Origin of the sequence: Maridesulfovibrio zosterae DSM 11974 (genome assembly GCF_000425265.1) — a bacterium.
GTDB lineage: Bacteria > Desulfobacterota > Desulfovibrionia > Desulfovibrionales > Desulfovibrionaceae > Maridesulfovibrio > Maridesulfovibrio zosterae.
The window spans coordinates 181,425-204,198 of record NZ_AUDC01000011.1 but is presented as its reverse complement, the minus strand read 5'-3'; the positions used below and the strand labels follow the sequence as shown (position 1 = coordinate 204,198).

Below are 22,774 nucleotides of genomic sequence, written 5' to 3'. Positions count from 1 at the left end.
GTGGTGGATATGCGGGGAAGGCAGGAATATTGCAGAGATACCTGATTGTGACGATCAGCCGATTTACCGGAATTTTCCGGACGCTTTTTATGGCAGCCGTTATTTGGCTGGCCTGCCCGCATCCTGGTTATGCTTTGGAGTATTTTATTGATACCAAAGCTGACATGGATACAATTCGTTTTGTCTTTGATCAGAAAAATATATCCGGCAAAGTGCGCCGTACAGGGCGCAATCAAATCACTATTTCTTTTCCAGATAATGCACTTGCTGCTGAAAAAAAACCTACTCCAGCTCCCGTAGCTTCCCTGCGAATAGTTGACTCCTTAAAGGTCGGCAAGAATTCTATTACACTCGGCACTCGTATTACCGGGTTTGGTTTTATCCGTATACCTGCCGGTAACGGGGAAATGCTGATCCAGGTTTTTCGTGATCCTATCGGATCTAAATGGCGTTCTCCCAACTACAAAGCTAAAAAGGAAGCTGAGCGTAAGAAAGCTGCACAAAAGCGTGCTGCGCAAAAACGTGCTGCGCAGAAGAAAGCGGCATCCAAGAAAGTTGCTGATCAGAAGAAGTCTGTCCTCAAAACTTCTGCTAAGTCAACAACTCCAGTTGAAAAAAAAGAATCAAGAGTCGAATCTAAGCCTGTAGAAAAAAAACAGGTTATTCGTAAATCGGTTGAAAAACCTCCTGTTATTTCAGAAGTAGATTTACCTGACAGTGAAGAGTCACCTGTGCTTAAGGACGAACTTAAAGCTGCTCAGGAAATTAATAATCCAGCTCAGCAGGATGTTTCAGTTCCTTCAAGACGGCCATTTTATTCAGTTCCTTATACCTACCGTGCTCCAGTATCCAATGTCGGCCCCGGTGAGGCTAAACCTGTAGATACTTCTATTCCTCCTGCTAGAGCTGGAATAGGCTACAATAAGACTGCCCAGGCTTCTTATCCAGACACTGGAAATTCAGCTGGAAGTGTTGTGCCTGTGTCGAATCAGGAAGTTCATAGCGCTGACAATGGTAAAGCTGGAGGACAGGTTGTGCCTGAGACAGTCCAGTCAGAAGGTGGCGTTGCCGGAGGTGTCATGCCTCCGCCGCAGACTGAATCTGATAGCTTTGAAGCAGTACGACCTTCCGGAGAAGGAGGCGTTTCCGGAGCAGTGTCTCCGCCGCAGTTATCTGAAGGAGGAGCTTCCGGAAGAATCGCTCCTCCTCCGTCACAAGCATCTGGAACAGTAAATGGTCCTGTAGCCGGTAGTAGTATCGTCCCGCCTGATTCAGGTGCATCAGGACAGGTTGTTCCTCCACCACAAAATGAGGATAGTTTTGAAGCTGGAGAGTATGATACTTCAGATCAGGGTGATGAAAATGTAAATGCATCTGCTTTAGTGGGAGAAGCAGATGCAACTGAGGGCGCCGAAGGCGATAGCTATGTAGATGACGGTTCTGATGCTTTTCCTGTTGAAAGTTCCGTAGGGGAAGATGAGGAAGGTGGCACTAAAAAGGAAATGACCCTTGAAGAAAAGATAAAAATTGCCAAGGGGATGCTTCTTGCCGCAGAAAGTACCTTAGCTGACGGTCAGGTACAGGCTGCAGTTGATGGTTTTAAAGAAATTTCATTGTTGCCATATATTCCAACTGATATGCGCCTTCGTGCCCTATATGGCAAGGCCGAGGCTTTGACTGAACTTTATAAGGATGCTCCGGCTGACAATTTTGGTGAGACTTCCAGTGCCTGGATGGAAGCAATGAATGCTGACACTAAGGCTCCTAATGTTCCGATGGCGTTGCTTAATCTGGGACTTTTGAATCTTAAGGTAGGGAATATGCCGGAAGCAAAGGCATATTTTAATCTTTTGAAATCTCAATATCCTAATGATCCTAATATACCCTATATCAGCTATTATTGGGGGCAGTATTATCTAGGTTTGGGAGAGTACGAGAAAGCAGCTGATCAGTTCCAATATCTTGTTCAGATGTATCCTGACAGCAAAGTTGTGCGTGATGCCGCTTTAGGTTTGGCTAAGGCCCTTGATAAGCTGGGTTATGATGAGCAGGCATATCAAATCATTGATTACATCGATAAACGTTGGCCTAGATTTTATATTGAAGACCTTGATTTCTTGCTTATGGCGGCAAACACCCAGAATAGACTTGGCAAGGTCAATGATGCCAAGGGAAATTATTGGGCATACTACAACCTGGCTCCTGATGCAAAGGAAGCCGATATTGTTTTAGCACGTATAGGTGATATTTATTTAAAGCAGGGCGATAAAGACGCAGCAAAAGAAATTTATGAAAAAGCAGCCAAGGATTTTCCTGACAAAGAAGGTGGCCTTGTTGCTATGATGCGTCTGGCTGAAGAAGGTATTTATGATGATCCAAGTATGTCGCAAATGGATAAAGTCTTTGATCGTCCTTACAATCTTAGACCACAGAAGATTTATAATCGTATTGTAGAAAAGCATCCTGACAGTCCTCTTGCGCCGCTTGCACAGCTCAAGCTTGGTATGTGGTATTACTGGAATAAAAAATATGGTGACTGTTTAAGTGCTGTACAGGATTTTCTGGATAAGTATCCACGTAGTGCATTGCGCGAAAAAGCCAGTCAACTCGGGACTCAGGTCTTTGATAAGGCCGTCCCTGAATTGGTTAAAGATGAAAATTATGGCAGAGTTATTGATTATTGGAACAAGTACGCAGCCAAAAATGATGACGGCAAAGGTGTAAATGATGATACCCGTATGGGGGTTGCCTTAAGCTATTGGAAAAAAGCGCAGCCGCAAAAAGCTCTTGAGCTTATTGATCGTTATCTTCAGGAAGAAGAAGTACCAAAATATTCAGCTATGGCGCTTGATATGGCTCTTGGAATTTATGTTGAAGATCAGGCTTGGAGTAAGGTCACTAATCTGGTCAATCTCGCGAAAAATAAATGGAAGCTTGACCCGAAGCAGCAAGTGCAGATTGAATATGCACAGGCAATGGCTTATGAAAATTTAGGCGAAACCGAGCGCAGTACTCCTCTATGGGCCGGGCTGGCCTCAAACCTTCTTTTGCCTGAATCGTCGCGTGCTTATTCCATGTACTATATGGCTAAGTCCTCTATGAAGAAGAAGGAACTTAAAAAAGTTTTTATCTATGCCCAGGAAGCGTTGTCTATGCTTCTTGAGACCGGTGGTGACAGGGAAAAGATCAAAGATTGTATTTTGATGACAATTTTTGCGGCAGAGAGTTCCGGCAGATATCGTGAGGCTCTTAAATGGGCTGCCGAGTATGACAAGTATATTCCGATCTCTGATTCTGAATGGGCTTCTTCACGATTTCGTTTGGCTCAGCTTTATGAGAAGGCCGGAGCCATGTCTGAATGGAAGAAGTTGATGGAAGAAGTGGCAGAAAAGAGTGCTGATGATTTATATGGCCGGTTGGCAAAATCTGCTCTTGAAACACATAAGATTGAGCAGGATGCATCCAAGTTTAAGCCGAACATGGGTTTTCAATAATTAAAGGCAGGTAAGTATGATCAGAAAGCCAGTTGTTGCCGGGCGTTTTTACCCCGACAACCCAACACAGTTGAAAAGTGAGCTCGGTCAGTATTTAAAACGGCTTAAAAATAAAACTGATCGGTCATATGACAGGCTGGTTATGCTGCCACATGCCGGATATATGTTCTCAGGTGAAGCCTGTGGCAAGACAATCATGCAGGCAAATCTGGCTCCTACAGTTGTATTGCTTGGTCCAAACCATACCGGATTGGGGTCTTCTATTTCTGTCTGGAGTTCCGGAGCATGGGAGTTTCCCGGTGGAATGCTTGAAGTGGATGATGTCTTTGCTCAAAAACTTATTGATAGTAAAACAGGTTATGTAGATAACCAGGCGGCCCATGCGCGTGAGCACTCTCTGGAGGTTCTTCTTCCGTTTTTGCATTATCTTAATCCTGAAACAAAAATTGTTCCCGTCTGTATATCTGAGTCTTCGCCTGTAACTTTACATAAAGCAGGAGAGCTTCTGGCTGATATTATCAGTGAATATCCAGAGCCTGTTTCGATAGTGGTAAGTTCAGATATGAGTCATTTTATTTCTGCTGCCAAGGCTAAGAAAATGGATTCTATGGCCTTGGAAGCTGTAATTCGTCTGGACCCTGCAGACTTTTATTCGATTGTTTCGTCTAACCAGATCAGCATGTGCGGTGTGTTGCCTATGACGGTAGGCATGTACGCAGCTAAGAAAAACGGGGCAAGCAGCGGGCGGCTTATTGAGTATACAAATTCAGGAAAAGTTACCGGGGATTACGAGAGTGTGGTAGCTTATGCCGGAGTTATTATTTCCTAGCACTTGCCAATCGGCGAAAGCAGCATTATTTGTACTGATCGGGTTGCGGTGGTGCAGTCTGGTTCAGAAAAATAATGCCTGTTAAGGGCGAAGGATATATGCGCGATGAGTCTAGTTAACGGTTATGCCATTGGCATTGATACTGGTGGAACTTATACTGATACTGTTGTTGTTAATTGTGCTGATTCCAGCGTTATTGCCTCGGCAAAATCTCCTACCACACATCATGACTTGAGTCTGGGGCTGGCTTCATCTCTTGATAAAGCCATTCAGAGAAGCGGAATTTCTCCTGATGATGTAACTCTCGTTTCTGTTTCTACTACTCTGGCGACCAATGCTGTTGTCGAAAACAAAGGAGCCCGGATCGGACTTTTTATGATCGGCTCTACCAAGGCTTTGAAGCTGCCGGTTGTTACTGTCCGTTATGTAAGCGGAGGACACAAAATAACCGGAGCTGAAGAAGATCCCCTTGATATAGAATCTCTTGTTGATGGAATCAATGATATGGCCGGGCATGTTGACGGATATGCTGTCTGCAGTGCCATGAGTATCAAAAATCCGGCTCATGAACTTATTGCTGCAAAAGCGATAACTATCACAGATCCCAAACCTGTTTTCTGTTCCCATTCCATAAGTACCCGCGCCGGTCAGAAAGAAAGAGCCGCAACAGCGGTGCTTAATGCCCGCCTGATGCCCGTAATGAAAGAATTTTTATCCGGAGTTGCCAAAGCTCTTGATGAACGTGGGCTTGGTAAATCTGTTGTCGTTGTGCGTGGTAATGCAACATCCATGAGTATGGATGATGCTGTGCAGCGTGCTGCAGATACCTTTGCCAGCGGTCCTGCATCAACGGCTTATTACGGTAGTATTTATTCTCCGGCAAAAGATGCTCTGATAGTTGATGTCGGTGGAACAACTACGGATGTTACGCTGATCAGAAACTCTCGTCCGACCATAGAAGAGAGCGGAAGCATAATCGGCGACTGGGAAACCCATGTTGAAGCCGTTGAAATGTTTACCGTTGGTGTTGGGGGAGACAGTTTTTCACGTATTAACAGGTCAGGAAATCTTGAAGTTGGTCCAGGCAGAGTTGTTCCCCTTTGCATGGCTGGTGATATTCCTTCACCTGAGAAATGGATTGGCTGCGCACATGAATCACATTTGATTAAAGCTGGACCAACTGCCTTTAAAAATTCTGATGACCCTGTACTTGATTACCTGATGGAAAATGGTCCTTCTACTTTTGGCCAGATTCTTGGGGGTGTTGATATGGGGGAAATCAAACTTACCGGTCGTGTTCAGCAGCTTGTCCGCGAGCAGCAGATTGAGGAAGCAGGGTTCACTCCAACTGATGCTTTGCATGTTCTCGGTGAACTTGAAATTGGTGATGCTGAAAAATCTATCGCAGCGGCAAAAACATTAGGCGCTGAATTTGATATGGATGGCAAAGGTTTTGCTCAAAAAGTTTTGGCTGAAACCAGACTCAAAATTGAGAATGCCATGCTTGAACATATTGTGCGCAAAGAGATTGGCGGAAATATGGCTGGTATCGTTGCCGGACGTTCTGCCAGCGAGTTGGTCCGCTTTGATGTTTCGCTCAATTTACCAATTGTGGGCATTGGCGCTGCAGCGGATAAACTTTTGCCAGAAGTTGCTGAAAAATTACATACAAAGGCTGTTTTTCCTGATCACCATGAGGTCGGTAACGCCCTTGGCGCAATTAAAATGGCTCTTGATAATATGAAAAAGGAGAGCAAATAATGTATAATCGCCAACCTTCCGCATGGGAATATTGTCTTGAAGGTGCCAGTGAGAATATTGAGACGGAAGTTGTTCATGGCTGGATATTTAAAGACGGAGTATGGACAGCGCACGCATGGTGCGAATTTGCAGATAGAGTGATTGATCTTGCTCTATCGACACATTCAACAGACAAGTCTGATTACTATACAAAATATATGGTCAGCAGCGATCGTTGCAGGCGTTACTCACGTATTGAATTTTTTGAATTGGTTGGTAACGAGAAGCATTTCGGTCCATATGATACAGATCTCTTCTTTGCAGAAACTTCCGAACAGGACCCCCTGGAAGTTATTGAAGCTCAAAAGGGTGAGTAAAATGGCTGCAGGTTTTTTTATAACAGGTACTGGAACTGATGTGGGTAAGACTGTGGTTACAGCCGGACTTGCCCGGTTTTTTAGTCATAACGGTGTAAAATGTCTTCCTGTTAAGCCTATCCAGTCTGGAGGGAAAGTCCGTGCTGATGGGAAAATGGACTCTCCAGATGGTGAAGTCTATAAATTTGCTCAGGCAGAATGGCATCCTGAAACGCAGTGTCCTTATATTTTTGAACCTGCCAGCTCTCCGCATTTAGCCGCAGAGTTGGCAGGAACCAGAATAGATATAGCTGATGTTGCTGAGAAGGTTAGGGGGCTGGAAAAAGAAGGCTTTTTGCTTGTGGAAGGAGCCGGTGGCATCTTAGTTCCGATAAATGGTGATTCCACTATGCTGGATCTGATGAAAGATTTGGCTTACCCTGTAATTCTTGTTTCAGAGAACAAGCTGGGAACAATTAATGAAACTTTGCTTTCAATAAATGAATTGAAAAGGGCCGGACTTGAAATAGCAGGAGTCTTAATGACTGCTGTAAATCAGCCCGAACCGGAAGAGTTCGGCATGGCTGCTGACAATATTAAGATGATAGAAAAGTTTTCTGCAGTAAAGGTTCTCGCCTCCATTCCGTATATTTTTGATTGGGACAGCAGCAATAACCATTGCTGGACGGAATTGGATAAATATCTCTCCGATCTTAATATAATAAATTATACCAGATAAGAAGATTACTTTCTTTGGTTTCACGTAAAAGCTGCCACAGGCTTTTTAAAAAAGAGTTTATCATGTCTATAACAGAATCTATGCTTAGTTTTGATCGCGATCATATCTGGCATCCGTATACCTCTGCAGTCGATCCCTTGAATGTTTATCCTGTCGCCGCAACTGAAGGTGTTAAGATTATTCTTGAAGATGGCCGGGAGCTTATTGACGGTATGGCTTCGTGGTGGTGCGCTATTCATGGTTACAATCATCCTGTACTACGTAAAGCTCTTTGTGATCAGGCAGAAAAAATGCCTCACGTTATGTTCGGAGGGCTGACACACGAACCAGCTATTTCTCTTTCCGAGAAACTGGTGGAACTTACTCCTGAACCGTTGCAACATGTATTTCTTGCCGATTCAGGTTCTGTTTCAGTAGAAGTGGCCATAAAGATGGCAATCCAATACTGGTATGCTCTGGGACACGCTGAAAAGAACAGACTTATGACTGTCCGTAACGGCTACCATGGAGATACTCTAGGCTGTATGTCCGTGTGTGATCCTGTTAACGGGATGCATTCTATGTTTACCTCGGTGCTGCCTGAACATATTTTTGCAGATGCTCCTCCATGCCGTTTTGAGGGAGGATGTTCTGATGATGATTTTGCTGATTTTAAAGAGAAGATAGAAAAGCATGCTCATGAACTTGCTGCTGTTATCCTTGAGCCTTTAGTACAGGGAGCAGGAGGAATGCGTTTCTACTCTCCTGAATATTTGAAAAGGGTTCGAGCAGCTTGTGATGAGTATGGAGTTTTACTCATCTGTGATGAAATTGCCACTGGGTTTGGTCGCGCAGGAGCTATGTTTGCCAGTGAGATTGCAGGTATCAGTCCTGATATTATGTGTGTAGGCAAAGCCATAACCGGTGGCATGATGAGTCTTGCCGCGACCCTTGCAACCAAAGCCGTTGCAGAAGGTATTTCATCTAAGGGCGGCGTTTTCATGCATGGTCCGACATTTATGGGCAATCCGCTCGCCTGTGCTGTGGCCAATGCTTCTCTGGATTTGCTGGTCAAAAGTAACTGGCAGGAACGGGTAGACAACATAACTCATATGTTGCGTAGCGGTCTTTCAAGATGTGAAAAACTTTTCAATGTTGCTGATGTTCGCTGTCTCGGGGCTATCGGAGTTATAGAACTTAAACAGCCGGTGAATATGAATCTCATTCAGCGTGAATTTGTTAAACGAGGGGTCTGGGTGAGGCCTTTCGGTAAGCTTGTTTATGTGATGCCACCGTATATTATTTCAGACTTAGAACTTGAAGCTCTCACTTCCGCTATTTGTGAAGTTGTCAGTTTACACATAGGAAATTAAAATTGGATAGAAAAGATAAACAAGCTATCTGGACCGCCGTTCACGGCGGCGGAGCCATTGATGAGCATACGGCGGTTTCAATTCTAGGTGCCTCCCACGGTGAGCTTGCAGAAATTCTTCATGCTGCCCATACCATGACTATGCGCCGATTCGGCCGCGAAATAAGTTTATGCGGCATTGCCAATGTACGTAGCGGAAATTGTTCTGAAAACTGTTCTTTCTGCGCCCAGTCCAGTCATTTTACGGGAACACCAGCTCCTACTTATCCGCTCATGTCTGTTGAGGAAATTAGAGATTGTGCTAAAAAAGCAGGTGAGTCTCCGGTTGAATTTTTTAGTTATGTGACAAGCGGCAGAGCGCTCAAGGGGAAATCTTTAAGCAATGTCTGCGAAGCTGTGGACGGAATGCGTGACACTTCTTTCAAGCACTGTGCATCGCTTGGGTGTCTTGATCTCGAGTCTCTGGAGAAACTTAAAAGTGCTGGGGTGGTAAGGTATCACCATAACCTTGAGTCGTCAGAAAGTTTTTTTCCAAGCGTTTGTACCACTCACACATATGCTGAAAGAATTGGTACTGTGCGTGACGCAAAAAAGGCAGGTCTTGAAGTCTGCTGCGGTGGACTTATGGGGATTGGTGAGAGTCCTCAGCAGAGGGTGGAGCTTGCTTTAGCCATTGCTGCAGAGGAGGTTGATTCAATTCCTCTAAATTTTCTTGTGCCTATTCCAGGTACTCCTCTTGAAAACGTAAAACCTATGCAGCCTCTTGAAATATTACTTACTATTGCTATGTTTCGGTTGGTAAATCCTCATGCTCAGGTGCGCATGGCTGCGGGAAGATCCGCTTTACGTTCATTGCAGGCATTTATTTTTCATGCAGGATGTAATGCTCTTATGGTGGGAGATTTCCTTACCGTTTCAGGGCAGGGAATTGAAGCAGATCTGACTATGCTCAAAGATTTAGGTTTTTCGGTGAAGAAAAAATAACTTTCTTTAATAGCCATTAAAATATCAGTTAAGTATGGTGTAGGATCGTAGCTACATAATCTTGAATTTTTACAAGAACACTTGGGGATGGTTTTTCAAAAGTAACTCCTAAGGCTATCTTTCGAGAGTCTTTTGTTACACGCTGGACTTTACAGGGAATGATATATTCACCATTTTCAGCGAAATATGGACAGTGTGCACTTAAACTATCGCCAATCTCGGGAGTTTCTGTCTTTTCGTCTTTAATATATGTTATACAGCAACCGCTTGAACTCAGGTCTTCAATAACTGCAATTGTTTTTTTTCCGGATAGTTCCAGTTCTGCTTCAAGGAAACAGTTGATCCGTTTGTGTCTTCTGAGGTTGTATGTCTCAATACGTTTTGGATATTTGAGGAAAAGCAGTTTGTCAGGTGAATTAATAAGTTTGATTATGCTTGTTTCAAATCCGGACGCTATACCTTCATATATAAATCTGACCGTAGCGTCATTGCCGGAATAGAGGTATTCAGACCACAATGCTCGGTCAGTAGGGTGAACCATAGGGTCTTTGACTATAACGTATTTACCCGGATCTCCTCCGATAACAATGGACGGAGCTTTGTCGTTGAGACCTGCAAGTTCAACTGCTACCCTAAGACCCGGGGTACATGCTACTTTTAATTTGGTTTTCTGACTGATCATTTTGCGGCTTGTTTTGTTATATATTTTTTAAATTTAATAGCCCATTCAAGATCCGGTTGAATCTGTAGGGCCTCATCAATGTGGTTTAGTGCTTTGTCATAATTTCCGGAATCAAAATATGCTCTGGCTATGTTGAAATGAAGATGTTCATCTTTTGCATTAATTTCGAGCGCCTTGCTATAAAATGTAATTGCATCTTCAAAAAGAGCTTGTTTGCGAAGTGATATAGCAAACATGTTGAATTCCTGACGCTGCTCCTCAATAAATACTTCGTCATTATTGAGGAGTTTTTTTACTATAGTTGATAGCTTATCAAAATTTTTTTTGGTGCATTGCACGGATCCCATGCCCAAGTTGGCTTTGGAATTTTCCGGGTCCAGCAAAAGAGCCTTGGCAAAGGCCTGTTCGGCTTTGTCCATCTCCCCATTTGTAAAATCTTCTTCTCCTCTATCTATTTTGGCCTTTAGGGATTTAAGTGCCGGTAAAGTCTTGCGCTCATAATAATCTCTTTCAGGGGTGAATGATATTATGAACTGTTTTTTTGTCAGCGAAGTTATAATACCTGACGGGATATTTTGATCGTTAAGTGGTTGAACATGGTATTCGTCAATTCCAGAGCGCGTGATATAGTAATATGTTTTGTGTTCTGCTTTTTGTAAAGTTGCACCTGTTCCAGTGTGGTCTGTCGTGTTTTTAGAGTAAACACCAAGAACTTGATTCAATTCCCCCATGGACCTTATTAACTCCCTACAAGTTTTAAATTGTCGCGTGATATGTCGTGTGTAGTTATATATGATATAAATATAGCTGCCCTTTTTTATAATCAGGCTTGAGATAAATGTCGATTAGAATTTAAAAAAAATAAGAAACTTATAAGAATCCTCCAACTACGGGGTACTATGAGCAGATAAATATGTTTTTGGGTATTGTATCTTTTAAAATCGATATCAAAAAAAAGTTATAAGGGGATTGAGTATATATTGTTTTTATTCACATGTTGCTTGATATTCAATGTATAACAAAATACTAAATATCTTGTTATCCGTGAACATCACGAATAAAAGGTAATTTAGAGGCTGGTTGGAGAATATGGTGAACTATTGCTTCGTGCGGATTATCATTTCCATGTTGGTGATATTAGATTTGAATTGTATGATATGATCCATCCAGACCAGCATTAAATCAGATTTAAAAAAGACCGGTATAAATGAAATTTAAAAAAAAATATTCTCATCTGGCTGTTTTCATACTTATTTTTTGTGTGCTTGTGACATCTGGGTGTGCGTCCATCAATCCTTTTGCTGATGAAATTCCTGAATATGATTTGGACGGAAAGCATGAAATGAACCTGATTCTCATGCCGGAAGATACCGTTGTGTTTGAAATGCGTAACCCCGGTTCAGGAGGATACGGTTTTGATGGAATAACTTTTGACCCCAAGCTTATAAAACTTGAAAAATATAGTATTATACCACCGGAGTCTGGTTTGCTGGGGGATTTCGGGCGCTGGAGGTTTGAACTTAATATGATCGGTCTTGGTGAAACTTCGGTGATCATTAATATAAAGAGACCAAATGAAGAACAGCGTGATGCTTATAAAATTGTAAACATCAACATAACTAAAGAAGGTGAACCATTTATTGTCTGGTAATGTTTACCCTCTGCAGCCGTTTTGCCCGGTGAGCTGTTTAATTTAATATTCGGGAATAAAAAAAGAGCGGATATAGACATATTTTTGTCTATATCCGCTCTTTTTTGGATTTAGATCATTTAAAACTTCAGCTAGACGCTTTGTTTTAAAGCTTACAATTAAAGGTCTTTTAGATAGATACTGATTAGAAATATTTATCCACCTAAAAAAATATTTAAGCTATTTAAAACGCTGGCCTGTTTTCAGCAGTGTGTAGTCAAGCAGCGTTGTGCCCGGGCAGATTGCTGTAATCATTTTTACCGGACTAATATATAATTCAGACCAGTCAAAAGTCATTTTTATGGTTCGGTCACCCACTTCTTCAAAATGAATAAGAGTTGGGCGAATATCCTTTTCTTTAACCTTATTTTTAGTGGTGTGAGATATTATATATTCTTCTGATTCTGCTAGTTCACGAAGTTTACTTTTCTTTTCAGTAACTTCTTCATCACTGCATGTGAAAGTCAGAGTGAAATCCTCCACGGATGGATGGGCCTGTTTTTTAGACAGAGTCAGAGGATCTGCTGCAACAATCCGTATTCCCATTGGCATCTGTTCATTAAGCCTGTCTATAAGTTCTTGTGCTGAAATTTCGGTACGCAGCATTACGTTCATCCATTCGCACAGACTTTCCACTCCTACGGGAAGAGCTCGGCCAAATGACAGCCGCGGCATAGGATGGAATCCCTGAGAAAAAGTCAGCGGAAGATCAGCCCTGCGCATAGCTCTCTCAATTACAGGCTGAAGGTCTAACTGGCTAAGATACGCAGTTGTTCCAATTTTAGTGTACCATAAACGGAAATTACTGCCTTTTAAGCCGAGGTCAGGTTTCTCTTCCTGCACAAATGGAGGAACATCTCCTGCTTGATCGCGGTTTTCGAATACCATTTTAGGACGGATGTCTTTTTGGGCAGCCTGCTCCACAAGTTGAGATTTTCTTCCATCAAACTCACATACGCCGCAATTACGGCATTCTTCGTAACGGCAGTCGCCAGTAAGTTTTTCATCATATCCGCGTTTTAACTCAGTAAGCAGGAATTTTTTGGTAACCCCGCTGGAAAGATGGTCCCAAGGAAGTCTGGCTTCTTTATCACGTGCAGCGAGAAAATCATCAGGATTTAAACCTTCCTCCTCCATAGCCTCAAGGTACGGATTAAGATTGAGGTGGTCTTTCCAACTGGAGAAGAGTGCTCCCCGTTCATATGCTTTTTGAATTACCGGAGCCAGTCTGCGGTCGCCTCGTGAGAATATACCTTCAAGGAAGGTCATGCGTGGAATATGGAATTTGAGCTTGAGTCTTTTCTGGGTATTGAATTTTTCGCGTAAGTAATCGAGTCGTTCATTCACTTCATCAAGTGAAATCTGGCGTTCCCATTGGAACGGAGTATGTGGTTTGGGTACGAAAGGAGATACTGCTGCAGTAATATTTAGTTTTTTAATATGCCTTCCTGCAACATCACGAACTTTAACACATAGATCAAGAATACCATCGAGATCTTCGAATGTTTCAGTTGGCAGCCCGATCATGAAGTAAAGTTTTATATTCTGCCAGCCATTATCGTAGAGCATGAGAGCATGATCAAGCAGGGCCTGTTCAGTTACTCCTTTGTTGATTACATCTCGCATACGCTGAGTACCGGCTTCGGGAGCAAGGGTTGCTCCTGTGCGTCTTATCGTAGCGATGCGTTCCATAATAGGCTCGGAAAGTGAGCCTACACGCAGTGATGGCAGAGAAATTGAAATTTGCTGAGCCGCGCAGTTGTCAAAACTTTTGGCAAAAAGAGCATCAAGAGCGGAATAGTCCCCTGTGCTCAGAGAAAGAAAAGAAGTCTCCTCGTATCCTGTTTCCTCAAGCCCCTTTGTCAGAGTTTCGTTGAGCGTTTCAGGAGTTCGTTCACGCACAGGGCGGTAGATAATTCCTGCCTGACAGAAACGGCAACCGCGTGTACATCCCCGGGCAATTTCCATGGTCAATCTATCGTGGACAGCTTTTCCGTATGGCAGGACCTGCCCTTTGGGAAAAGGGATGGGGTTCAAATCATCCACAACTGCTTTTTCAACAAAGAAATCGCCAGGGTTTTCGGGATCAAAAAATTCAGGAATATAAATACCGGGCAGCTTTGACAGAGCTCCCAGCTTTTCCTTTCTGCCCAGTTTCTTTTCCTTGCAGTCTGAAATCACTTCCATGACTTTAAGGATTGATTCTTCACCGTCACCGAGCATTACCACATCTAAAAAGTCTGCCATAGGTTCAGCATTGAAGCATGCTCCTCCTCCGGCAATAATGAGAGGGTTGTCATCGTCACGGTCTACTGATTTTAAGGGAATCCCGGCAAGGTCGAGCATGAAAAGAACATTAGTATAGCACAACTCATGTGTCAGGCTTATGCCGAGAGCGTCCACGTCTTTAAGGCGAGTGTCGCTTTCCATCGTTGCCAGCAGTTCATTGTGTTCACGCATGATCGCAGCTGTTTCTTCACATGGAACGTAAGCCCGTTCAGCATAGAAATCAGGATGCTTGTTGACAATTTCATAAAGAATTTTTTGTCCGAGATAAGACATTCCGATTTCGTAAAGGTCAGGGAATCCAATGGCAATATGTGCTTTAACCTTGGAAAGGTCTTTATGCACAGTGCCCCATTCTGATCCAAGATAGCGGGTCGGACGCGGCAAAAGAGGAAGCAGCTTTTTCAATGTACATTCCTGATAAAAATTAGTGGTTGAAGAAGGGAGCCTTTATTGGCTCCCTGTAAATTACTTTTTGAGGAGCTGGGATATGTCTGAAACGTTTCCGCCCATGCCACCCAGTCCTCCGGAAGGAGCTGTAAGGGTCAGATTGCTGGAAGCTTCCAGATACTTAGTGGAAACATCTTCCGGGCAGTTTTTATATTCGTAAATGATATGTGCGCCGTCAATTTCACCTTCAATTTCATTGTCGAAAGGATAGCCAAAAGGCAGGATCATCATTTGCACACCTTGTTGTGCAGGAACGGTCTGGAGAATGGCTGGATCGTTGATTTTGTTGTTTGCAGCGTCCCATTTACCGATAACCATATCACCATTGATAAGTTTGAAAAGTTTTACATCATAAGCCATTGTGAAAACTCCTTGAAGGCTGTTCTCAAAAAGTACTTTTACTTTGCACGGGCAAGCAGGTTTAGCACATTCTGGAACAATTTGATTAAATTATAGAATAATAAAAAAAGACCGGACGGGTTAATCATAAATCCTGTTCCGGTTCAATTATTGCGTATATGTAACTTATAAGAATTAGTTCTTGCTTGCCAATGTGTCAAGTTTATGGATCTTATAAGATTAAAGCTCACGGCATGTTGTCGTGAGCTTTAATCTTATAATCTGTATGAGAAATGGTTATCTTATATTCTTGTTTACTTATGAAAATTCAGTCGTTTCCAGAGTTTTAATTTGCGGTTTTTTTGTCATATAAATTGTAGCAGATCCAATCAAACAGCATGTACCACAGATGGTGAAGGCGAGGGGGAAGTTCCCCATATCGCCAAGCATACCGCCAAGCATTGGCCCGACTAAACCGCCTACACCGTATGCGAGAAATACATACGGATAATTTTGTCCGACATTTTTTGTCCCAAATGTATCCGCAGTGATAGTCGGGAACAGGGCAAAGTTTCCGCCGAAGTTAAATCCGATGACAGTTGCAACTATATACAACATATATTCATTGCCTGCCATGATTGTGAACAGGAGTAGGGTTACTCCTTGTATGGAAGTCATGAGAAGGATAGAATTTTTGCGTCCTAGTCTGTCGCTGGCACTGCCCCATACAATTCTGCCCACACCGTTAGACAGACTGAAAAATACCGCCATTGCAGTGCCTGCAATCGCACTTGATTCCGCTGCTGTGTGTCCTGAGGATTGTAGTGCTTCCATAGGGTAAAGCTTCATCAATCCGATGGACATCAGCCCCGCAGCTGCACTGAAAGTGAATGTAACAAAAATCAGGTAAAACTGTGGTGTCTTAAGCATTTCAGAAAAACTGAAATTTTTTTCAATTTTATCCTGTTCAGAGTGATCTACATCAATACTGTATCCCTTAGGAGTCCATTTTTCAGGCGGAAATTTCATAAAAATTCCTCCTGCTGCAATCATGACGAAGAATAATATTCCGTAAATAAAAAATGTAGTGGAAAGTCCATACGTTTCGATAAGGTTTCCCCATGTTCCGGCAAGTTTGACCCAGGCCATGGCCCCAAAACCGAAACCGGCCACAGCAAGTCCGGTTATGAATCCCTTTTTATCCGGAAACCAGCGCATTCCTACCGCAATAGGTACAACGTATCCCAACCCGATTCCTGTACCTCCAATAACTCCAATAAACAGGCACAATAATATAAAATTTGTTTCTCCTGCCAGACCTGCAAGAACATAGCCTGCTCCAAGTATCACTGCACTTAAAAAGGAAAGTCTCATCGGCCCCCATACAACCAGTTTTTTACCGGCCCACACCATTGTTAGAGCAAAGGTTACAAGTGCTATGGAGAAAACAACTTGAGTTTGAAATTTTGTCCAGCCGGTTTGAATCAGGGAAGGGGTGAAGACTGACCATGCATAGATAGCCCCCAGAGCAATTTGCATCAAGATAGCTCCAAGTACTGCAAACCATCGATTCATTACACGATTCTCACTCATCTTTTCCCCCTTAATTTTATTGTTTGTGATTAGAGTTTTAGTATCTCATTTTTCCTATTAGTTTTTTATTGCATGTCCTTTTTTCATGCTGGTCTTATATTTTCCGTTAATTTGAATTAAAGCATATATAAGTGAATAGTTCATTTTATTTTCGTTGAACGGAAATAAAAAAGTGCCGGAGCACTATGTGATCCGGCACTTTTGCCACCCGCCTTTGATAAATTACCGTTTACGGGAAATTATAATATTTACTGATTTGCAGAGCAGCGCTCGCTTGCTTCTATCTTCGAGAACACTTTGACTTTATATACGACTGAGAAAGTCTTTTAGTCTAAAATTATTTCTTCGAAAGATTGGCGCCAGCCTTTGGGGTATATTTGTGCTCCTGGTTTAAGATAGCCAATGGCTATAAGCATGGGGATCCAGTAGTTGTCAGGAATATTAAATTCTTTACGCACTCCTTCGTGGTCAAATCCATCCATAGGATGTGATTCCAGACCATTGGCAGTTGCAGAGAACATGAGAGACATGGCGAACAGACTGCTGTTTTTATTAGCAAAGGCTTGAGCAGCTTCTGCGTCTCTACCATAAAGCGCCTGTCTTGCTCCTGCAAACCATTCTCGCTGTTCTTCTTGCATCTTTCCTGCTTTCACAAAGTCTGCAAAAACTTTTTCCATGGTGGGATTACCTTCTTTCCAGCCATCTCTGTCAGCAAGTACCATAAGAGTTACAGGAGCTTCTGTTACTTTAGGTTGATCAAAAGCAAGTTTACGAAGAGCTTCCTTTTGTTCAGGAGTGCGGATAATTTTAAGTTTCCAAGGTTGTAAATTGTAGCTGGATGGAGCATTGCCTGCTTCCAGAATAATTTTTTTAAGTAAGGATTCATCTACGTCTTTTTCAGTATCAAAAAAATTAACAGCACGTCTTTTTTCAATGATTTGATCAAAATTCATTTTAATCTCCTGTAGTTATGGTTTACTGTTTACCAAACTGGATATTTCATCAAACTGAAATCCAGAGAACAATAGTTATTAAAATATTTCTTTAATGTTTGCAGGGATTAGGAACATAGCCGTTTTGTCTTTCATAATATCAGAAGTTAATAGTTAAATTTACTTTTTTATGAAGGTGCCATTTTTGTATTCTTCAAAAGCTTCTTCGAGTTCTTCCGCTGTGTTCATGACAATGGGACCTCTCCAGAAAATTGGTTCATTTATAGGTTTTCCGGTCAGCAGTAAAAAGCTTAATGGAGTTTCATCCGCTGAAATTGCAATTTCATCACCGTCTTCAAATAAAACCAGTGATCTGTTTTCTACAGAGCTGCCATCAGAAAATCCTTTGCCGGCAGTTACATAAATGAAAGCAGTATAACCTTTTTTTACAGAGTGGACAAACTCCTGCCCTGCTGGAACTGTGACATCAAAATATTCTGGGTCTATCCCAATCCCTTTTGCCGGTCCCGTAATTCCGTCAATTTTACCTGCAATGACTTTAACTCTTGTTCCGTTTTTTCGTTTCAGTTCCGGAATTTCGTCTGCTGTAATTTCTCGATATTCAGGAGCAATCATTTTGTCGGTGGCTGCCAGGTTTGCCCAGAGCTGGAATCCTTGCATGGAGCCTTTTGAGTCTCCTTTGGGCATTTCCTGATGGACAATTCCACTACCCGCAGTCATCCATTGGACACTTCCGGAAGTTGTTATCGCTGAATTACCGAGACTGTCGCCATGTTCCACATTACCCTTTAAAATGTACGTGATTGTTTCAATTCCCCGGTGTGGATGCCATGGAAATCCTTTAAGATAGTCCTCTGGATTATTAGATCTGAAGTCATCAAGCATCAGAAATGGATCAAAAAGAGAAGCTTCAAAGTATCCAAAAGCACGATGAAGCTTTACTCCGGCTCCTTCATGGACTGGTTCACCATTAAATATTTGTTTTATTTTACGTCGCATTTTTTCTCCATCAGACAAAAGTATGATTTACTGTATGGTAGCAACAAAAAGTGCAATTGCAAGAAGGAAAGGATAAAAAATATAGTAGGCTCATATTATGATCGTTTAGAGAGATTAAAAATTATGAATTAGGAATTATTTTTAATATGTTTCAAGTAAAAGAAAATTTTAAAAAGAAAGACCGGGATACACCTAATTTCTACAGCACCTTCCAAATCTGTAGAAAATTATTTCGTGTATCCCGGTCTAATCCGGTAAGTTTGCGGCTGCTATGCAGCTGATTTTATGTTTTAAGGATTTATAATTTCTTCGTAACCTTCGATGAGATCGGTTACTACTGATGGGTCAGCAAGTGTCGAGGTGTCTCCAAGGTTGGCAGCATCACCTTCAACAATCTTACGCAGAATCCGGCGCATAATTTTACCACTTCTGGTTTTAGGAAGTGACGGAGCAAACTGGATAACTTCCGGTGAGGCCAGTGGACCGATTTCCTTACGTACATGCATACGCAATTCTTTGATAAGATCATCATCTTCATCGTAATCTGAATTTGATTTGAGAGTAACGTATGCATAAATAGATTGTCCTTTAACCTGATGCGGCATGCCGACAACAGCAGCTTCAGAGACAGCTGGGTGCGAGACCAGAGCCGATTCTATCTCAGCAGTTCCCAGTCTATGACCGGAAACATTGATAACATCGTCAACACGGCCCATAATCCAGAAGTATCCGTCAGCATCTTTGCGAGCACCGTCTCCGGATTCGTATACACCTGGAAAACCTTCGAAATACTGTTGCTTGAATCTTTCCTGATTGCCCCATACACCGCGAAGCATTCCAGGCCATGGTTTTCTTATAATAAGAAATCCGCCTTCATTCGGGCCAACTTCATTGCCGTGTCTATCCACAATGGCTGCATCAATACCCGGCAGTGGAAGGGTTGCAGACCCTGGTTTAAGCGGTGTTGCATACGGCAGAGGGGAGAGGACATGTCCGCCTGTTTCAGTCTGCCACCATGTATCAACAATGGGCAGTTTTTCGTTACCTATCTTTTCATGATACCACATCCATGCTTCAGGGTTGATTGGTTCACCGACAGTTCCGAGAATTCGCAGACTTGAGAGGTCATATTTCTGGGTCCATTGGTCACCTTCACGCATGAGTGCTCGAATGGCAGTCGGAGCAGTGTAGAAAATATTAACTCTGAATTTTTCACAAACCTGCCAGAATCTTGCCGGATCAGGGTATGTGGGTACTGATTCAAACATAATGCTGGTCGAACCGAGAGCAAGCGGACCATATACAATGTATGAGTGTCCGGTAACCCAGCCTATATCCGCTGTACACCAGTGAACATCATCATCCTTAAGGTCAAAAACCCATTGGCAGGTATGGGCGGCGTATGTCAGGTAACCGCCTGTAGTGTGGAAGACTCCTTTGGGTTTTCCGGTACTGCCGGAAGTGTAGAGGATGAAGAGAGGATCTTCTGCATCCATCAGTTCGTATGGACAGTTATCTGTAATTTCAGGGTCAGACATGAGATCTGACCAGAGACAATCACGTCCTTCAACCATTTCAATGTCGTTGTTTGCTCTAGGCACAACAATGCATTGCTCAATTGTAGGGCATTCCTTGAGAGCTTCATCTGAGTTAGGTTTTAAGGGAATAGCCCTTCCGCCTCTCAAAACGCCATCACCTGTGATATGGATTTTAGCTCCGCAGTCATTTATACGGTCACGCAGACTGTTGGAGCTGAATCCTGCAAAAATAATGGAATGCGGTGCTCCTATGCGGGTACAGGCCAACATGGCGATAGCTAGCTCAGGGATCATGGGCAGGTAAATGGATACTCGATCACCTTTCTGTACACCCATTTTTTTAAGCACATTGGCAAAGCGGCATACTTCACGGTGAAGCATGTCATATGTATATACTTTTACTTCATGATCTTCCTCTCCCTGCCAGATAAGCGCAGCTTTGTTGCGGCGACCATTTTTGATATGGCGGTCAAGACAGTTTGCAGAGGCGTTTAGCTTTCCGCCTTCAAACCATTTTATCTCAGGCTTGTCGAAATCATAATCAAGCACTTTATCCCATTTTTTATCCCAGGTGAGAAGTTCTTCAGCACGTTCAGCCCAGAATCCTTCCATGTCATTAATGGAACGATCATAAATTGCTTGATATTCTTCCAGGCTTTTAACACATGCCGTAGGTACATTCGTAGGAGGATTGAAAATTCTGTTTTCTGATGAATAGCTTTCGATATTATGTTCTTCAGTCATTAGCTGGCCTCCTGAAAGGTTTTAAAATTGCTGGTTATGCAAAAAATGGTTACGGCAGATTTTTTTTTGTGCTGATCACTTTTCTGACCGGATGATTAGTTTATATATCTTTTTTTTATTCTATGCACATGCTTTTCGATAAACGGCAGAACAAAAATACGAATGGAAAGTTAAAACCGTTTGACTGTGGCTACTACCCGTTTAACTGAAAAATAGACCGTTTAAGCTGGGAGGATAAAACTTAGTAAGGGATGTCTTTTAAAAGACTTTGCAATAAAGTTGCTTTCTGGCAGTTTCACAGAAAATATTTTTTAAGGTATATATTACAATATCTTTACATTATTAAAGCTGCTTGCTGCTATTGCCGTAATCTGCATAGTTGCTGTATATCCATATTGATACAGAAATAAAAATTAACCTCAGGATGTTTCAGTTGAAAAAAGCGTTAGTTATAAATCTTACACGATTTGGTGATCTGTTACAGACTCAGCCTGTTATTTCTTCTCTTGCAAATGAAGGGTATAAGTCGGCAGTAGTGTGTCTTAAAAATTTTGCCGCCACCACAGAGCTCATGCGTGATGTCGTGGAAACTTTTCCTTTGCCGGGGGCTTTGTTTTTGGCTTCCATCGATCGTGACTGGCGTAACGCGGTGAATGTTTTTGACTCTTATTGCCGTGAAATTGAAAAGAAATTCAATCCTGATCTTATTATTAATTTGACTCCATCTGTTTCAGCTCGGTTGATAGCTCTTCGTCTCGGTAAAGATCGTGAGGTGCGGGGTTTTGCTATGGATAAGTTCGGTTTTAGCGCAGATACAAATCAGTGGGCGGTCTTTTTGCAAATGGCATCTGCAAACCGTGGTTCCAGTCCATTTAATGTTGTTGATTTATTCAGCCGTGTTGCCGAATTGAAAAGACCTGCTCCTTTCCATCTTGCTAAACCTTCACCTGAAATGAGAATTGCGGCACTTAAGTATTTAGATAATTCTGAGTCTGAAGCTCAGGGTTTTGTCGGTTTTCAGCCCGGTGCAAGCGATGATCGCAGACGTTGGCCAGTTGCTAATTTTAAAGAATTGGGTAGCCGCATCTGGAATGAAATGCGCCGGATTCCTGTATTATTAGGAACAAAAAATGAATCTCACCTTGGGCAGAAGATCTTAGAAGACGCTGATTTTCCGGTAATTAATCTTATGGGTAAAACCTCCCTGCCGGAATTAGCTGCAGTACTGCGTAGACTGGACCTTCTGGTGACCAATGATACTGGGACAATGCATCTTGCCGCTGGCTCAGGAACCCCCGTTGCTGCTGTTTTTCTTGCAACAGCCCAGCCGTGGGATACAGGGCCGGCTGCGGGCAATTTACTTTGTTTTGAACCAGATCTTGATTGTCACCCCTGCCCATTTGGAGTGAAGTGTGCTTATGAAAATAAATGTCGTCAGCACATTGGAGTTGCTGAAATTTTTGACGCTGTATCTTCTTTTATTAATCAGAGTTGCTGGCCACGAATGGAAAACAGGGGTGTTCGGGCATATCTGACAGGGCATGATGAACATGGCTTTATTGAGCTTAAGTCGTTGTCAGGTCATGAACAGACGGATCGCTATAAATGGATTCTGTTGCAGAGAGAGTTTTACCGTCGTTTTCTTGACGGGGAAGATCTTTCCGGTTTTGTGGTGGAACCGATTTCTTTTTCAATTGAATTCCGGGATATTCTGATAAAAACCTTATCAGAATGTCATGATTTACTATTTTTGATCAGCAAGCAGGCTATACTTCTCCAAGGTGATCCTATGGAAAAAATGAAGGTTAAATTTTTGGCTAACTTTCAGAGAATACAGGACATCTTATCTTCCTGTCCTCAGCTTTCAGTACTTTCCTCTCTTTGGGATCTGGAAGCAAGATCACAGGATTCCATGGATGGACTTGTCTCACAACTCCGTCGGTATATGATGCTTATTACTTCTTTATCATCTTCTATTACATAAATATGGCATGACTCTTGTATGAA

At 42.5% G+C, this 22,774-nt stretch carries 17 protein-coding genes; 9 read left to right on the top strand and 8 right to left on the bottom strand.

All coding sequences use genetic code 11. The features are described from left to right. Window positions 1-89: 89 nt before the first annotated feature. From H589_RS0105135 to bioB, 7 genes are all read left to right on the top strand, one after another. On the top strand, window positions 90-3,494 hold the full coding sequence (locus H589_RS0105135) for a tetratricopeptide repeat protein (RefSeq protein ID WP_051249631.1): 3,405 nt from the start codon (window positions 90-92) through the stop codon (window positions 3,492-3,494). A gap of 16 nt (window positions 3,495-3,510) precedes the next feature. Then, the gene (amrB, locus tag H589_RS0105130; RefSeq protein WP_027721045.1) at window positions 3,511-4,323 is read left to right on the top strand and encodes an AmmeMemoRadiSam system protein B; all 813 of its coding nucleotides are present in this window, start codon (window positions 3,511-3,513) and stop codon (window positions 4,321-4,323) included. Between the two features lie 105 nt (window positions 4,324-4,428). Next, window positions 4,429-6,084, top strand: coding sequence for a hydantoinase/oxoprolinase N-terminal domain-containing protein (locus H589_RS0105125; protein WP_027721044.1), 1,656 nt, complete (start codon window positions 4,429-4,431; stop codon window positions 6,082-6,084). After that, window positions 6,084-6,440 (top strand): hypothetical protein, encoded by a 357-nt coding sequence (locus H589_RS0105120; protein ID WP_027721043.1) that lies wholly within the window; start codon window positions 6,084-6,086, stop codon window positions 6,438-6,440. Before H589_RS0105125 ends, H589_RS0105120 begins: the two co-directional genes overlap by 1 nt. A gap of 1 nt (window position 6,441) precedes the next feature. Then, window positions 6,442-7,158 (top strand): dethiobiotin synthase, encoded by a 717-nt coding sequence (gene bioD / locus H589_RS0105115; RefSeq protein ID WP_035075106.1) that lies wholly within the window; start codon window positions 6,442-6,444, stop codon window positions 7,156-7,158. Window positions 7,159-7,220: 62 nt separating this feature from the next. Further along, window positions 7,221-8,510, top strand: a complete 1,290-nt coding sequence (gene bioA / locus H589_RS0105110; protein WP_027721041.1) for an adenosylmethionine--8-amino-7-oxononanoate transaminase — start codon at window positions 7,221-7,223, stop codon at window positions 8,508-8,510. A gap of 2 nt (window positions 8,511-8,512) precedes the next feature. Further along, a complete protein-coding gene (gene bioB / locus H589_RS0105105) occupies window positions 8,513-9,493 on the top strand; it encodes a biotin synthase BioB (RefSeq protein ID WP_027721040.1) in 981 nt (326 codons plus the stop codon). Window positions 9,494-9,521: 28 nt separating this feature from the next. Here bioB and H589_RS0105100 read toward each other — a convergent pair whose 3' ends face one another. Beyond that, window positions 9,522-10,175, bottom strand: a complete 654-nt coding sequence (locus H589_RS0105100) for a PilZ domain-containing protein (RefSeq protein ID WP_027721039.1) — start codon at window positions 10,173-10,175, stop codon at window positions 9,522-9,524. Beyond that, window positions 10,172-10,906 (bottom strand): tetratricopeptide repeat protein, encoded by a 735-nt coding sequence (locus H589_RS0105095; RefSeq protein ID WP_027721038.1) that lies wholly within the window; start codon window positions 10,904-10,906, stop codon window positions 10,172-10,174. Before H589_RS0105095 ends, H589_RS0105100 begins: the two co-directional genes overlap by 4 nt. A 476-nt stretch (window positions 10,907-11,382) precedes the next feature. Between H589_RS0105095 and H589_RS0105090 the strand changes: the two genes are divergently transcribed. Beyond that, window positions 11,383-11,826 carry a hypothetical protein gene (locus H589_RS0105090; RefSeq protein ID WP_027721037.1) on the top strand — a complete coding sequence of 148 codons (444 nt, stop codon included), beginning with the start codon at window positions 11,383-11,385 and terminating at the stop codon, window positions 11,824-11,826. 219 nt (window positions 11,827-12,045) lie between these two features. On the opposite strand, the gene H589_RS0105085 is transcribed toward H589_RS0105090, so the two are convergent. The 6 genes from H589_RS0105085 to acs form a co-directional block, all read right to left on the bottom strand. After that, complete coding sequence (locus H589_RS0105085) at window positions 12,046-14,559, bottom strand: TIGR03960 family B12-binding radical SAM protein (protein ID WP_027721036.1); 2,514 nt, start codon at window positions 14,557-14,559, stop codon at window positions 12,046-12,048. 60 nt (window positions 14,560-14,619) lie between these two features. Then, the gene (locus H589_RS0105080; protein WP_027721035.1) at window positions 14,620-14,961 is read right to left on the bottom strand and encodes a hypothetical protein; all 342 of its coding nucleotides are present in this window, start codon (window positions 14,959-14,961) and stop codon (window positions 14,620-14,622) included. A 297-nt stretch (window positions 14,962-15,258) separates the two neighbouring features. Then, window positions 15,259-16,533: an L-lactate MFS transporter gene (locus H589_RS0105075; RefSeq protein WP_027721034.1), complete on the bottom strand. Its 1,275-nt coding sequence runs from the start codon at window positions 16,531-16,533 to the stop codon at window positions 15,259-15,261. A gap of 326 nt (window positions 16,534-16,859) precedes the next feature. After that, window positions 16,860-17,486 (bottom strand): nitroreductase family protein, encoded by a 627-nt coding sequence (locus tag H589_RS0105070; RefSeq protein ID WP_027721033.1) that lies wholly within the window; start codon window positions 17,484-17,486, stop codon window positions 16,860-16,862. A 159-nt stretch (window positions 17,487-17,645) separates the two neighbouring features. Continuing rightward, on the bottom strand, window positions 17,646-18,485 hold the full coding sequence (locus H589_RS0105065) for a pirin family protein (RefSeq protein WP_027721032.1): 840 nt from the start codon (window positions 18,483-18,485) through the stop codon (window positions 17,646-17,648). A 290-nt stretch (window positions 18,486-18,775) separates the two neighbouring features. Then, window positions 18,776-20,767: an acetate--CoA ligase gene (gene acs, locus H589_RS0105060; protein ID WP_027721031.1), complete on the bottom strand. Its 1,992-nt coding sequence runs from the start codon at window positions 20,765-20,767 to the stop codon at window positions 18,776-18,778. Between the two features lie 433 nt (window positions 20,768-21,200). Here acs and H589_RS0105050 point away from each other — a divergent pair, with 433 nt between their 5' ends. Beyond that, entirely contained in the window at window positions 21,201-22,751 is a 1,551-nt protein-coding gene (locus H589_RS0105050; protein ID WP_245577042.1) for a glycosyltransferase family 9 protein, read from the top strand. Window positions 22,752-22,774: the final 23 nt, after the last annotated feature.